The following is a 13,458-nucleotide window of genomic DNA, read 5'->3' as shown; positions in this document are numbered from 1 at the left end:
CTCTTGCCGTGCTGGCCGCGCCCACAGGATCTCCACAAATGTTCGACCTTGTGAGTGACCTGTGGGGGCGGGCGTGCCCGCGAAGAGTCCCGCAAATACAGTGCGCATCCATCGGCAGCCCTACGAGGCTGCCGTTGTCGTTATAATCCCCGCCATTCCGTACACCCCACAGGTTTCATGCTCTTGGACATCATCGACACCGCTACCGCCGAATCCGCGGCCGAAGGCTACTCCCGCATCGCCCTGGGCGTGGAATACAAAGGCGCGCGCTACCGCGGCTGGCAACGTCAGGCCAGCGGCGTGCCGAGTGTCCAGCAAGCCCTGGAGCAAGCGCTGTCCAAGGTCGCCAACGAGCCGATTTCGGTGGTCTGCGCCGGGCGTACCGACGCCGGCGTTCACGGCTGCGGGCAGGTCGTGCACTTCGATACCCGTGCCGTGCGTGACGAGCGCGCCTGGACCATGGGTACCAACTTCAACCTGCCGCACGACATCAGTGTGGTCTGGTCGCGGCCCATGCCGGCCGATTTTCATGCCCGCTTCAAGGCCTGCGCCCGGCGTTACCGCTATGTCATCTACAACGACCCGATTCGCCCGGCGCACCTGGCCGAAGAAGTGACCTGGAACCACCGTCCGCTGGACGTCGATCGCATGGCCGAGGCGGCGCAGTACCTGCTCGGTACCCACGACTTCAGCGCCTTCCGTGCCAGCCAGTGTCAGGCCAAGTCACCGATCAAGCACATCTACCACCTGCGTGTTACCCGCCATGGCCAGATGATCGTGCTGGACGTGCGTGCCACCGCCTTCCTGCACCACATGGTGCGTAACATTGCCGGTGTGCTGATGGCCATCGGCGCCGGCGAGCGTCCGGTTGCCTGGGCACGCGAGGTGCTGGAAGGGCGCAACCGCCGTGAAGGTGGGGTAACGGCCCACCCATACGGGCTTTACCTGGTGCAGGTGGAGTACCCCGAAGCGTTTGCGTTGCCCAAGCGTTACATCGGCCCACACTTTTTGAGTGGTTACGAGGCGTTGGCAGACTGACGAGCGAAAAGCCATTTGCTAACATCCGCTCTTTCGCCGCAGCAATCAGGGTTCTTGTTCCATGAGCAATGTTCGCAGCAAGATCTGCGGGATTACCCGCATCGAAGACGCACTGGCCGCTGCCGAAGCGGGGGCCGATGCCATCGGCTTCGTCTTCTATGCCAAGAGCCCGCGGGCGGTGGACGTGCGCCAGGCGCGGGCGATCATTGCCGAGTTGCCACCCTTCGTGACCACGGTCGGGTTGTTCGTCAATGCCTCGCGCTGCGAGCTGAACGAGATCCTCGAAGTGGTCCCGCTGGACCTGCTACAGTTTCACGGCGATGAAACCCCGCAGGACTGTGAAGGCTACCACCGCCCCTGGATCAAGGCCCTGCGTGTGCGCCCTGGCGATGACCTGGAGGCGGCCTGTCGGCTTTACGCGGGTGCCCGCGGCATTTTGCTGGACACCTATGTGCCGGGCGTGCCAGGGGGAACCGGCGAGGCGTTCGACTGGTCATTGGTACCGGCGCGTCTTGGCAAGCCGATCATCCTTGCGGGCGGGCTGTCGGCCGATAACGTTGGCCAGGCCATTGCCCAGGTAAAGCCTTATGCGGTGGATGTCAGCGGTGGCGTCGAACAGGCCAAGGGCATCAAGGATGCGGCGAAGATCGAGGCCTTCATGCGTGCGGTGAAACAGGCTTGATGGCAGATGTGACGGCTGGCTGCGCGCCATCGTCCATAGCTTTCGCAGCCCTGCGGGCCGCATGCCAGCACCTGTGGCGGCAAAAAAACACATTAGCGGTGGAGTGGCGCGCTGGAAGCCCCGGCGGCCGGTTCACCATCGTTTCATAAAAGATTTTGAGCTCAAGGGCAGGGCAGGGCCGGTGACGCCGTCCCCCGCCTGCCAATACTGGAGAAAGAAAGCATGAGCAACTGGTTAGTCGACAAACTGATCCCTTCGATCATGCGTTCCGAGGTGAAAAAGAGCTCGGTGCCTGAGGGCCTGTGGCACAAGTGCCCGTCCTGCGAGGCCGTGCTGTATCGTCCGGAGCTGGAAAAGACCCTGGATGTCTGCCCCAAGTGCAACCACCACATGCGCATCGGCGCACGTGCGCGCATCGACATCTTCCTTGACGCCGAAGGCCGGGCCGAACTGGGCGCTGACCTGGAGCCGGTCGACCGCCTGAAGTTCCGTGATGGCAAGAAGTACAAGGACCGCCTGACCGCTGCGCAGAAGCAGACCGGCGAAAAGGACGCGCTGATCTCCATGAGCGGCACCCTGATGGGCATGCCGATCGTGGTTAGTGCCTTCGAGTTCTCGTTCATGGGCGGCTCCATGGGTGCCATCGTCGGCGAGCGCTTCGTGCGCGCGGCCAACTATGCCCTGGAAAACCGCTGCCCAATGGTTTGCTTCTCCGCTTCGGGCGGTGCGCGCATGCAGGAAGCGCTGATCTCGCTTATGCAGATGGCCAAGACCTCTGCCGTGCTGGCGCGCCTGCGCGAAGAAGGCATCCCGTTCATCTCGGTCCTGACCGACCCGGTGTATGGCGGTGTTTCCGCCAGCCTGGCGATGCTCGGCGACGTCATCGTCGGTGAGCCGAAGGCCCTGATCGGTTTCGCCGGCCCACGCGTGATCGAGCAGACCGTACGCGAGAAGCTGCCTGAAGGCTTCCAGCGCAGCGAGTTCCTGCTGGAGCACGGTGCCATCGACCTGATCATCTCCCGGGGCGAATTGCGCCCGCGTCTGGCCCGCCTGCTGGCGCAGATGACCGGTCAGCAAACGCCGGAAGAAGCGCGTGAGGCGGCTGCCGTCGCGTGATGAAACAACGATCCCTGGGCGAATGGCTCGCCTACCTCGAGCAGTTGCACCCCTCGGCCATCGACATGGGCCTGGAGCGGTCGCAGAAGGTGCTTGCCCGCTTGGCGCTGGGCAAGCTGGCGCCGCGCGTGGTGACGGTAACCGGCACCAACGGCAAGGGTTCGACCTGCGCCTTCGTGGCGTCGTTGCTGCGTGCCCAGGGGCTCAAGGTCGGTGTGTACAGTTCGCCGCACCTGCTACGTTACAACGAGCGGGTGGTGATCGATGGCCAAGAGGCCAGCGATGAGCGCCTGTGCGAAGCCTTCGCCGCCGTCGAGGCGGCGCGGGGCGATATTTCCCTGACCTACTTCGAGATGGGGACGTTGGCCGCGTTCTGGTTGTTCTACCAGTCGCAGCTGGATGCGGTGGTGCTGGAGGTGGGCCTGGGTGGCCGCCTGGATACCGTCAACGTAGTGGATGCCGACTTCGCCCTGGTGACCAGCATCGGTGTCGACCATGTTGATTACCTGGGTGATACCCGCGAGCTGGTGGCCTTCGAGAAGGCGGGCATCTTCCGCCCGGGCAAGCCGGCCCTGTGCGGTGATCTGGATCCGCCCGGGCCGTTGCTGGACAAGGCCGCCGAACTGGCCGCGCCACTGTTCCTGCGCGGTCGGGAATTCGACCTGGCCAGCGCCGATGGCTGCTGGAACTGGCGTGGTACTGCCGCCGATGGTGCGCAGGTCGAGCTGCATGACCTGCCTTTGCTTGACCTGCCCATGGAAAACGCCACGCTGGCCTTGCAGGCTTACCTGCTGATGGGGCTGCAGTGGGACGCGGCGCAAGTTCGCCAGGCGCTGCTGGATACCCGTATCACTGGGCGTCTCGACCTCCGTAACTTGAACTGGCACGGCAAACCGGTAGCGTTGCTGCTGGATGTCGGGCACAACCCGCATGCGGCGCAGTACCTGGCCAGGCGCCTGGCGGCCCGGCCGCTGAAGGGGCGCCGCCTCGCGGTATTTGGCCTGCTCGCCGACAAGGATCTGGAGGGCGTTATCGCGCCGCTGCAGGGCCTCATCGACGACTGGGCGGTGGCGCCGCTGGATACCCCGCGCAGTCGCCCGGCCGCAGAGCTGGCCTCGTCCTTGGCGAACCTCGGTGCCACGGTGAAGTCTTATGCCAGCGTCGACGCCGCCCTTGAAGGGCAATGTGCGCAGGCGACGGCGGATGATCAGATCCTGCTGTTCGGTTCGTTTTTCTGTGTCGCCCAGGCGCTGGAATGGCTGGAGCGGCACGCCCTGGAGGGTGGAATAGATGGCTGTGCTGGATAAAGGGATGAAACAGCGCATGGTGGGTGCGCTGGTGCTGGTGGCGCTGGCGGTTATCTTCCTGCCGATGCTGTTTACCCGCCAGGACGAGATGCGCCAGGTGCACGTTGAAGCCCCGCAGGCACCGGCCATGCCCAGCCTGCCGGAAGTGAAGGTGGAGCCGGTTGCCGTGCCGGAGCCACAGGTTATTGCGCAGGAGGCGCAGCAGGCGCCGGTGGTGATCGACGAGGCCACTGCGCCGGCGAGTACACCCAGCCAGCCAATCACCCCGTCGCCACAGACCCAGGTGCAGGTTCAGCCACCCAAGCCCCAGGCGCCCGCGCCCAAGGTGGAGGCCAAAGCCGCTGCAACACCCGCGCCTGCCGCGCCATCGAAGATCGACGCCAATGGCCTGCCCGTCAGTTGGTCGATCCAGCTGGCCAGTCTGTCCAACCGCGCTGGAGCCGAAAAGCTGCAGCAAACCCTGCGTAGCCAGGGTTACAACGCCTATATCCGTACGGCGGGTGGCATGAACCGCGTGTACGTGGGGCCGTTGATCGAGCGCGCCGAGGCCGAGCGCGTGCGTGACGCCATCAACCGTCAGAACAGCCTCAAGGGCTTTGTGGTGCGCTTCCAGCCTGAGCGCAGCTGATTCCCCGGGGCGGCTAGGCCGCCCATTCGCGGGTGAGCCCGCGCCTGCAGGTGCTGTGCCGCTGCAAGGCTTACCCAGAAGCTGTCGGGGCGGGTTTGCCTGCCAATGGCCCAACACCAATCCAGCTGACATTCCGCTTACTCCCGGCCCTCTGCTCTGGTAAAATGCGCCGCCTCAAACGTCTGCAGGCAACACCGTGGCATTTACCTTGGTTGATTGGGCGATCATCGCGATCATCGCCGTCTCCACACTGATCAGTCTCAAGCGCGGCTTCGTCAAGGAGGCCTTGTCCTTGCTCATCTGGATCATTGCCGGTGCGGTTGCCTGGATGTTCGGCGGTTCGCTCTCGGTGTATCTTGAGAGCTATATCCAGACGCCATCGATGCGCATCATCGCTGGCTGCGCCATTCTTTTCGTCGCCACCTTGCTGGTGGGGGCCATGGTCAACTTCCTTGTCGGTGAGCTGATCCGCGTGACCGGGCTGTCCGGCACCGATCGTTTCCTGGGCATGGCCTTTGGCGCTGCGCGCGGGGCCTTGCTGGTAGTGGTGGCCATAGGCCTGATCAGCCTGGGGCCGGTTCAACAAGACACTTGGTGGCAGGAATCACGCCTGATACCACAATTTCTCTTGGTCGCCGACTGGTCGAAAAACCTGATTCTGGGTTTCACCGACCAATGGACGCCCAGTGGGCTGATCAGCACTCCGGCTGATCTTCCGTTCAAGGAACAGTTGCTCGGGCCGTCCAAGCCCTGAGCGCTATTCACTCAAGTTTCATCAAAGTAGGGGTTGCGTCGCATGTGTGGCATCGTCGGTATCGTCGGTAAGTCGAACGTCAATCAGGCGCTGTATGACGCGCTTACGGTCCTCCAGCACCGCGGCCAGGACGCTGCCGGTATCGTGACCAGCCATGACGGCCGGTTGTTCCTGCGCAAGGATAATGGCCTGGTGCGCGACGTGTTCCAGCAGCGCCACATGCAGCGCCTGGTTGGCAACATCGGCATCGGCCACGTGCGCTACCCGACTGCGGGCAGCTCGACCTCGGCCGAGGCCCAGCCGTTCTACGTCAACTCGCCTTACGGCATCACCCTGGCTCACAACGGCAACCTGACCAACGTCGAGCAGTTGGCCAAGGAGATCTACGAGTCCGACCTGCGCCACGTCAACACCAACTCCGACTCGGAAGTGCTGCTGAACGTGTTCGCCCATGAGCTGGCAGTGCGCGGCAAGCTGCAGCCGACCGAAGAAGACGTGTTCGCTGCGGTCTCCCATGTGCACAGCCGCTGCGTTGGCGGTTACGCTGTGGTGGCGATGATCACCGGCTACGGCATCGTCGGTTTCCGCGACCCCCATGGCATTCGCCCGGTGGTGTTCGGTCAGCGTCACACCGACGAAGGTGTGGAATACATGATCGCCTCGGAAAGCGTCGCCCTGGACGTGCTCGGCTTCACCCTGATCCGCGACCTGGCGCCGGGCGAAGCGGTGTACATCACCGAAGAAGGCCAGTTGTTCACCAAGCAGTGCGCCGAATCGCCAAAGTTGCAGCCGTGCATCTTCGAGCACGTCTACCTGGCGCGCCCGGACTCGATCATCGATGGGGTCTCGGTGTACAAGGCGCGTCTGCGCATGGGTGAAAAGCTGGCCGACAAGATCATGCGCGAGCGCCCCGATCATGATATCGACGTGGTCATCCCGATCCCGGATACCAGTCGTACTGCCGCGCTGGAACTGGCCAACCGGTTGGGCGTCAAGTTCCGCGAAGGTTTCGTCAAGAACCGTTACATCGGCCGTACCTTCATCATGCCCGGCCAGGCCGCGCGCAAGAAGTCGGTGCGTCAGAAGCTCAACGCCATCGAGCTGGAGTTCCGCGGCAAGAATGTGATGCTGGTGGACGACTCGATCGTGCGCGGCACTACCTGCAAGCAGATCATCCAGATGGCCCGCGAAGCCGGCGCGAAGAATGTCTACTTCTGCTCCGCGGCCCCTGCAGTACGCTACCCCAACGTCTACGGCATCGACATGCCGAGTGTTCACGAACTGATCGCCCACAACCGCACCACCGAGCAGGTGGGTGAGTTGATTGGCGCCGATTGGCTGGTCTATCAGGACCTGCCAGACCTGATCGACTCGGTCGGCGGCGGCAAGATCAAGATCGAGCAGTTCGATTGCGCGGTGTTCAACGGCGAGTACGTCACTGGCGATATCGACGAAGCCTACCTCGACCGCATCGAGCAGGCCCGTAACGACTTGGCCAAGGTCAAGAACCAGGCCGTCAGCGCGATCATCGACCTTTACAACAACTGATTTTGGGAGCGACGGCATGACGGATCAATGGGATGCCGGGCGACTGGACAGTGACCTCGAGGGTGTCGGTTTCGACACCCTGGCGGTACGCGCTGGCCAAAACCGTACCCCGGAAGGCGAGCACAGCGAAGCGCTGTTCCTGACCTCCAGCTATGTGTTCCGCACGGCAGCCGATGCTGCTGCGCGCTTTGCCGGCGAAACGCCGGGCAACGTCTACTCGCGCTACACCAACCCGTCGGTGCGTGCCTTCGAGGAGCGCCTGGCGGCCATGGAAGGTGCCGAACAGGCCGTGGGTACGTCCACCGGCATGGCGGCGATCCTGGCCGTGGTCATGTCGCTGTGCAGCGCCGGTGACCATGTGCTGGTGTCGCAGAGCGTATTCGGCTCAACCATCAGCCTGTTCGAGAAGTACTTCAAGCGCTTTGGTGTAGAAGTGGACTACGTGCCACTGGTCGACCTCACCGGTTGGGAAAAGGCCATCAAGGCCAACACCAAGCTGCTGATCGTCGAATCGCCCTCCAACCCGCTGGCCGAGTTGGTCGATATCACCGCGCTCAGCGAAATCGCCCATGCTCAGGGTGCCATGCTGGTGGTGGACAACTGTTTCAGTACCCCGGCGTTGCAGCAGCCGCTGAAGCTGGGTGCCGACATTGTGTTCCACTCGGCCACCAAGTTCATCGACGGCCAGGGCCGCTGCATGGGCGGTGTGGTTGCCGGCCGTACCGAGCAAATGAAGGAAGTGGTCGGTTTCCTGCGTACCGCAGGTCCAACCCTCAGCCCGTTCAACGCCTGGATCTTCACCAAGGGCCTGGAAACGCTGCGCCTGCGTATGCGAGCGCACTGCGAAAGCGCTCAGGCCCTGGCCGAATGGCTGGAGCAGCAGGACGGCGTGGAGAAGGTGCATTACGCCGGCCTGCCCAGCCACCCGCAGCACGAACTGGCCAAGCGCCAGATGAGCGGTTTTGGTGCAGTGGTCAGCTTTGAGGTCAAGGGTGGCAAAGAGGGCGCGTGGCGTTTCATCGACGCTACCCGTGTGATTTCCATCACTACCAACCTGGGTGACAGCAAAACCACCATCGCGCATCCGGCGACCACCTCACACGGTCGTCTGTCGCCGCAGGAGCGTGAAGCGGCGGGTATCCGCGACAGCCTGATCCGCGTTGCCGTGGGCCTGGAAGACGTGGCCGACCTGCAGGCTGACCTGGCGCGTGGGCTGGCAGCATTGTGATCGAAATCAGCGGCAGCACCCCGGGCCACAATGGCCGGGTAGCCTTGGTCACGGGCGCCGCCCGCGGCATCGGTCTGGGCATTGCCGCATGGCTGATCTGCGAAGGCTGGCAAGTGGTGCTGAGTGATCTGGACCGCCAGCGTGGTACCAAAGTGGCCAAGGCGTTGGGCGACAACGCCTGGTTCATCACCATGGACGTTGCCGACGAGGCCCAGGTCAGTGCCGGAGTGTCCGAAGTGCTCGGGCAGTTCGGCCGGCTGGACGCGCTGGTGTGCAATGCGGCCATTGCCAACCCGCACAACCAGACGCTGGAAAGCCTGAGCCTGGCACAATGGAACCGGGTGCTGGGGGTCAACCTCAGCGGCCCCATGCTGCTGGCCAAGCATTGTGCGCCGTACCTGCGTGCGCACAATGGGGCGATCGTCAACCTGACCTCTACCCGTGCTCGGCAGTCCGAACCCGACACCGAGGCTTACGCGGCAAGCAAGGGCGGCCTGGTGGCTTTGACCCATGCCCTGGCCATGAGCCTGGGCCCGGAGATTCGCGTCAATGCGGTGAGCCCGGGCTGGATCGATGCCCGTGATCCGTCGCAGCGCCGTGCCGAGCCGTTGAGCGAAGCTGACCATGCCCAGCACCCAACGGGCAGGGTAGGGACCGTGGAAGATGTCGCGGCCATGGTTGCCTGGTTGCTGTCACGCCAGGCGGCATTTGTCACCGGCCAGGAGTTTGTGGTCGATGGCGGCATGACCCGCAAGATGATTTATACCTGAGCACCTTGTTTAAACTGCGCCGGCCTCTTCGCGGGTAAACCCGCTCCTACAACGGTTAATGTCCGACTGTAGGAGCGGGTTTACCCGCGAAGAGGCCGGCACAGGCAATCACATCACGTTGCCTTTTTGAAAAAAATTCAATGGGGCTATTGACTTAGCTTCGCCACCTGCGTAAATTTCGCGGCCTCAGCGAAGCAAACGCAACAAGCAACATCGCGAGGGTGATTAGCTCAGCCGGGAGAGCATCTGCCTTACAAGCAGAGGGTCGGCGGTTCGATCCCGTCATCACCCACCACTTCCTGAGATGTTCCTGGAGCTTCGGGTTCGCAAGAAGCCGATAGCCAGAGAGGAACGCACTGCGCAGCGGTAGTTCAGTCGGTTAGAATACCGGCCTGTCACGCCGGGGGTCGCGGGTTCGAGTCCCGTCCGCTGCGCCATTTTTCAGTAACAGATGGGTGCCTGGCACCGGTCTGAAGCCACAAGGCACACGCCTTGGGCTGATCCCAGTTTCAATCGGGCGCAAGCCTGAACGATACGCAGCGGTAGTTCAGTCGGTTAGAATACCGGCCTGTCACGCCGGGGGTCGCGGGTTCGAGTCCCGTCCGCTGCGCCATCTTCGCTTCAAGGTCCCTAGAACACCTTGAAGCAAACACAAGAGAAGCGATCGCGTTATCGCTTTTTTTGTGCCTGCCCTGAGGCCATCGCGCCGGAAGGGTAGACCCAGGTTTCAATCGGGCGCAAGCCTGAATGATACGCAGCGGTAGTTCAGTCGGTTAGAATACCGGCCTGTCACGCCGGGGGTCGCGGGTTCGAGTCCCGTCCGCTGCGCCATCTTCGCTTCAAGGCCCCATGAACGCCTTGAAGCAACGTTAAAGCGACCTTCGGGTCGCTTTTTTCGTTAGTGCGCCTGGTAAGTGCCTGCCTTTACCCAGATTTACACCAACCTGACAGATTCTTCACCGACCAGCGGTTCCTGTGCCTGCCTGCTGTGTTGCACAATAGGCACTTTCCCGACATACCCGGAATCCGCAATGACCAGATCTTCCGTCTTTGGTGCGCTCGGGCTGGCCCTGGTGCTGGCGGGCGTGACCGGTTGTTCCTCGAAAAAAGCGGCCGTCTACGAGCACGAGAACTTCGATGACTCGGGTACCTTCTCGCGCAGCTTTCCGGTGAGCGATGCTGGCTCTTGCGAGGCCGCCCGGCGTGCTTTGCTCAGCCAGGGTTACATCATCACCAGCAGCGGCGCCAACCAGGTGGTGGGTAACAAGAGCTTTCAGCAAAACAGCGAGAACCACCTGCAGATCAGCTTCAATGTCACCTGTGCGCCGGACGTGAGCGACGATCAGCACTCGACCATGTTCGCCAACGCCCTCCAGGACCGCTATGCGCTGAAAAAGTCCAACACCTCCGCCAGCCTGGGCGTGGGGGTGCTGGGTTCGGTGTCGATGCCGATCGGCTCCAGTGACGACTCGATGGTCAAGGTGGCCAGTGAGACGGTGACCGCGGCGCAGTTCTATGACCGTTATTTCGCCTTGGTGGAGAGCTACCTGCCCAAGCCGAAGAAGGTCGAAAAGGCCAAGGTCGAGGCGCCCAAGGTGGAAAAGCCGGCGGTGGACCTGGGGCTTCCGGAGCAGGCGGCGGCGAACCCGGTGGCGCCGGCCCCGGCAGTTGCACCTTTGGTTGAAGCGACGCCTGCACCTGCGGGGGTAGCCCCGGCCAGCGAGGCGGCAGCGGCACCGGTGGTGGATGACAGCCAGGGTTCGCAGCCGGTCGCCCCGCCGGCGGAAGCTGCACCCATTCAGGTGCAGCAGGATGCCCAGCCAGCCGAGGCCGCCGCCCCCTCCCTTTGATGTGTCGCCTGAACCGGCTCTTTCGCCGGCAGCCCGCGAAAGGGCCGGTTCAGGCTGTAAACATCCCCTGTTACAGACGCCCCGCGATAACTTTCTGAACACCTGCTACGTTTACCACTCATAAGCTTGTCATCATCCCTTCATCCCACCTGCTTAGGCTGAAGGCGATACCTACAAAGGCAAAATGAGCAAAGAGGACGCAGGGCAATGGATGAATACCAGGAAGAACTACTCGAAACCCAGGCTTACGAACTGGACACCCCGGAACCGGCCGACGACGCCACCGAACTCTAGCCCGGCTGCCGCTGGCTGCGGCGGAACTCCCCCGGCGTGAGGCCCGTCCAGCGCTTGAATGCGCGCTGGAAGGCCTCGGCTGAAGCAAACCCCAACAGATAGGCAATCTCGCCAAAGGCCAGCGCCGTGTCACGGATGTAGGTCTCGGCCAGGTCGCGCCGGGTTTCGTTGAGCAGGTCGCGAAAGCGCGTGCCTTCCTCGGCGAGCTTGCGGCGCAAGGTCCAGCTTGGTAGCTGCAAGTGCAGCGCCACTTCTTCCAGGTCCGGTTCACGGCCGCCATTGAGCAGCGGGCCCAGCAGGTGGGTGATGCGCTCACCCAGGCTGCGCACCCGCGTGCGCTGCAGCAGCTCTGCTTCGCACAACTGCAACAGGTGCTGCCAGGTACTCGGGCAATGCCCGGGGTTGGCCAGTTGCAAGGTAGCGCGGCTCAGACGCAGCTGATTGCCGTCGGCGGCGAACTGCACAGGCGTGCTGCAAAGCGGTTGATAGCGCGCGGCATAGGAGGGCGCGGCAAACTCGATCTCCAGGCGTTCGGCCTGCACCGGGGTGCCGGCAAGGTCGGCCAACTGGGCCAGCCAGCCGGCCAGCAGTGAGTCGACCACAAAGCGGTTGTAGTCGTTGTAGGGGCTGATGGAGTAGAAGCGCAGCCAGGCGCCCTGGGCATCTTCCTCAAAGCTGGAATGGCCGCGGTAGTTGGCCGCGTAAAGCGGCTCGAAACGCAGCAGCGTACGCGCGGCTTCACCCAGGGTGGGGGCCTGGGCCGCAGTGACCCCGGCCAGGCCCGTATGCGCCAGCCGGCTGAGGCGCCCCATATGCAGACCTAAAGCGGCCTCACCGCTCATTTCGATGGCTGCGTGGCCCAGGTGCATGTAGCGGGGTATGGACAGGCGTGCGCCGGCTTCGCCCAGGCGGGTCGCGTCCAGGCCGTAGCGGCGCAGCAATGGTTCAGGGTCGTGGCCCAGCTCGCGCAGGGCTTCGCTCAAAGGCTGGACAAAACCAACCGACAGTTCGCCCAGGCGCACGCGGGGGCGGGCCATGGGCTTACAACCACACATTCAACAGGCGGGCGCCTGGGCTGGGGGGGCCGGCGAGCAACGCGCCCGACTGGCGGGCAAAGCCCTGGCCATCGCTGCCCTGTTCCCAGAACTGCCCGCGCATGAATACGCTCATGCTGCTGATGTCGGTTCCGGCCACTTCGGTCAGGCGTTGCCAAGCCGTCTGTTCACTGACTTCGCCGCGCTGCAAGGCTAGCCCGGCGCTGGCATCCTGATGGCGATTTCCCCGCCAGGGTGCTTGCCAGCTGCCCTTGCCACTGAGAAACGCCGGGTTGGCGACCAGTTGTACGGCTTGTTCAGTCAGTTGCTGGTGGTTTTCCGGGTACCAGCTGTCACTGCCCACCAGTATCCCGAGGCGCCCGGCCGGGGTCTGCACGACCTGCAGCGGGTGCTGGCGGCCGTGGTGGACGTAGCGGCGCATTTCACTGTCGGGATATTGCTGGCGCTGGGGCTGCCCCAGTAGCGAGCCGTCTCCGGCAAACACCACACTGCTGTTGAACAGCGGGCCACGGCCGGTATGCAGTACGCCTTGTTTCACATAAGGTTCGGGCAGCACGATCGAACCGGCCACCAAGGTCACGCCAAATTCCTTGGCCAGGCCGCCGAACAGCTGCTGGTAGTCTGCGGCCATCTGCTCGGCCTTCATGCGCAAGTGCGCATCGGCGCGCCAGTCGTCGCCGTCAGCGCCAAGAACCGCGAGGCCATAACGCAGCGGGTTGCTCAGTTCCAGCCATTGTTGGGCTTCGTGGCTCTGGGTGACTTGATACAGCTCGTTCTTCTCTCCGCGCGCCCACAGCCAGGTACCGATGTGTTCCGGCAGCACCACCACCGTGCGTGGGTTCACCAGGCCTTGGGCGCGGGCTTGCTCCAGATAGGCTGCGAGCTTGCGGTGCAGGCGTTGCAGGTTCTGATAGTCGCCCGGGTACAGCAGTGGTTCGACACCGAGCAGGTTGCCGTGCTCGCCCGGCACGCCATGGTTAAGCGCCAGCTCGATGCGCAGGTCGGACAGGTAGTGGCCTTCCGGGCGCTGTTGGGTCCAGAAGCCATAGCCGCAGAGGGCGGCGATCATCACCAGCGCCAGGGCGCTTGCCAGGAGTTTTCGCATCAAGCGTGGGTATTCGCTAAAAATGGAGTGGCCATGCAGGAAATCAAGGACATGGTGCGGCCTTATTCATCAGCATCGGAATC

General features: G+C 63.3%; 12 protein-coding genes and 4 tRNA genes. 14 read left to right on the top strand and 2 right to left on the bottom strand.

Features of this window, described 5'->3' with window-relative positions:
• Nucleotides 1-177 precede the first annotated feature (177 nt).
• The 14 genes from truA (at nt 178) to AC3RCM_RS19805 (ending at nt 10,921) form a co-directional block, all read left to right on the top strand.
• Nucleotides 178-1,038 carry a tRNA pseudouridine(38-40) synthase TruA gene (gene truA / locus AC3RCM_RS19870; RefSeq protein ID WP_014754042.1) on the top strand — a complete coding sequence of 287 codons (861 nt, stop codon included), beginning with the start codon at nt 178-180 and terminating at the stop codon, nt 1,036-1,038.
• Nucleotides 1,039-1,099: 61 nt separating this feature from the next.
• Complete coding sequence (locus tag AC3RCM_RS19865) at nt 1,100-1,720, top strand: phosphoribosylanthranilate isomerase (protein WP_010953008.1); 621 nt, start codon at nt 1,100-1,102, stop codon at nt 1,718-1,720.
• A gap of 222 nt (nt 1,721-1,942) precedes the next feature.
• Nucleotides 1,943-2,836 (top strand): acetyl-CoA carboxylase, carboxyltransferase subunit beta, encoded by an 894-nt coding sequence (accD, locus tag AC3RCM_RS19860; RefSeq protein WP_004574892.1) that lies wholly within the window; start codon nt 1,943-1,945, stop codon nt 2,834-2,836.
• Entirely contained in the window at nt 2,836-4,143 is a 1,308-nt protein-coding gene (gene folC, locus AC3RCM_RS19855) for a bifunctional tetrahydrofolate synthase/dihydrofolate synthase (RefSeq protein ID WP_104887239.1), read from the top strand. Before accD ends, folC begins: the two co-directional genes overlap by 1 nt.
• Nucleotides 4,127-4,771 carry an SPOR domain-containing protein gene (locus tag AC3RCM_RS19850; protein ID WP_104887240.1) on the top strand — a complete coding sequence of 215 codons (645 nt, stop codon included), beginning with the start codon at nt 4,127-4,129 and terminating at the stop codon, nt 4,769-4,771. Before folC ends, AC3RCM_RS19850 begins: the two co-directional genes overlap by 17 nt.
• 196 nt (nt 4,772-4,967) lie before the next feature.
• Nucleotides 4,968-5,525 carry a CvpA family protein gene (locus tag AC3RCM_RS19845; RefSeq protein ID WP_010953011.1) on the top strand — a complete coding sequence of 186 codons (558 nt, stop codon included), beginning with the start codon at nt 4,968-4,970 and terminating at the stop codon, nt 5,523-5,525.
• Nucleotides 5,526-5,567: 42 nt separating this feature from the next.
• Nucleotides 5,568-7,073, top strand: coding sequence for an amidophosphoribosyltransferase (purF, locus tag AC3RCM_RS19840; RefSeq protein WP_003247207.1), 1,506 nt, complete (start codon nt 5,568-5,570; stop codon nt 7,071-7,073).
• A gap of 16 nt (nt 7,074-7,089) precedes the next feature.
• On the top strand, nt 7,090-8,301 hold the full coding sequence (locus AC3RCM_RS19835) for an O-succinylhomoserine sulfhydrylase (RefSeq protein WP_010953012.1): 1,212 nt from the start codon (nt 7,090-7,092) through the stop codon (nt 8,299-8,301).
• A complete protein-coding gene (locus tag AC3RCM_RS19830) occupies nt 8,298-9,071 on the top strand; it encodes an SDR family oxidoreductase (protein WP_010953013.1) in 774 nt (257 codons plus the stop codon). Before AC3RCM_RS19835 ends, AC3RCM_RS19830 begins: the two co-directional genes overlap by 4 nt.
• Nucleotides 9,072-9,290: 219 nt before the next feature.
• A tRNA-Val gene (locus AC3RCM_RS19825) sits at nt 9,291-9,366 on the top strand.
• 65 nt (nt 9,367-9,431) lie between these two features.
• Nucleotides 9,432-9,508: transfer RNA gene (locus tag AC3RCM_RS19820), tRNA-Asp, on the top strand.
• Nucleotides 9,509-9,607: 99 nt separating this feature from the next.
• A tRNA-Asp gene (locus AC3RCM_RS19815) sits at nt 9,608-9,684 on the top strand.
• Between the two features lie 141 nt (nt 9,685-9,825).
• A tRNA-Asp gene (locus AC3RCM_RS19810) sits at nt 9,826-9,902 on the top strand.
• A 200-nt stretch (nt 9,903-10,102) separates the two neighbouring features.
• Nucleotides 10,103-10,921: a DUF2242 domain-containing protein gene (locus AC3RCM_RS19805; RefSeq protein ID WP_104887241.1), complete on the top strand. Its 819-nt coding sequence runs from the start codon at nt 10,103-10,105 to the stop codon at nt 10,919-10,921.
• A 290-nt stretch (nt 10,922-11,211) separates the two neighbouring features.
• Here AC3RCM_RS19805 and AC3RCM_RS19800 read toward each other — a convergent pair whose 3' ends face one another.
• Both AC3RCM_RS19800 and AC3RCM_RS19795 read right to left on the bottom strand, forming a co-directional pair.
• Entirely contained in the window at nt 11,212-12,252 is a 1,041-nt protein-coding gene (locus AC3RCM_RS19800) for an AraC family transcriptional regulator (protein WP_104887242.1), read from the bottom strand.
• 4 nt (nt 12,253-12,256) lie between these two features.
• Nucleotides 12,257-13,375, bottom strand: a complete 1,119-nt coding sequence (locus tag AC3RCM_RS19795; RefSeq protein ID WP_064491308.1) for a nitrilase-related carbon-nitrogen hydrolase — start codon at nt 13,373-13,375, stop codon at nt 12,257-12,259.
• Between the last annotated feature and the right edge of the window lie 83 nt (nt 13,376-13,458).

This window comes from Pseudomonas sp. GW823-FHT05G12 (assembly GCF_058795575.1).
Note: the sequence above shows the minus strand (reverse complement) of the source record. Positions and strands in the feature narration are given on the sequence as shown.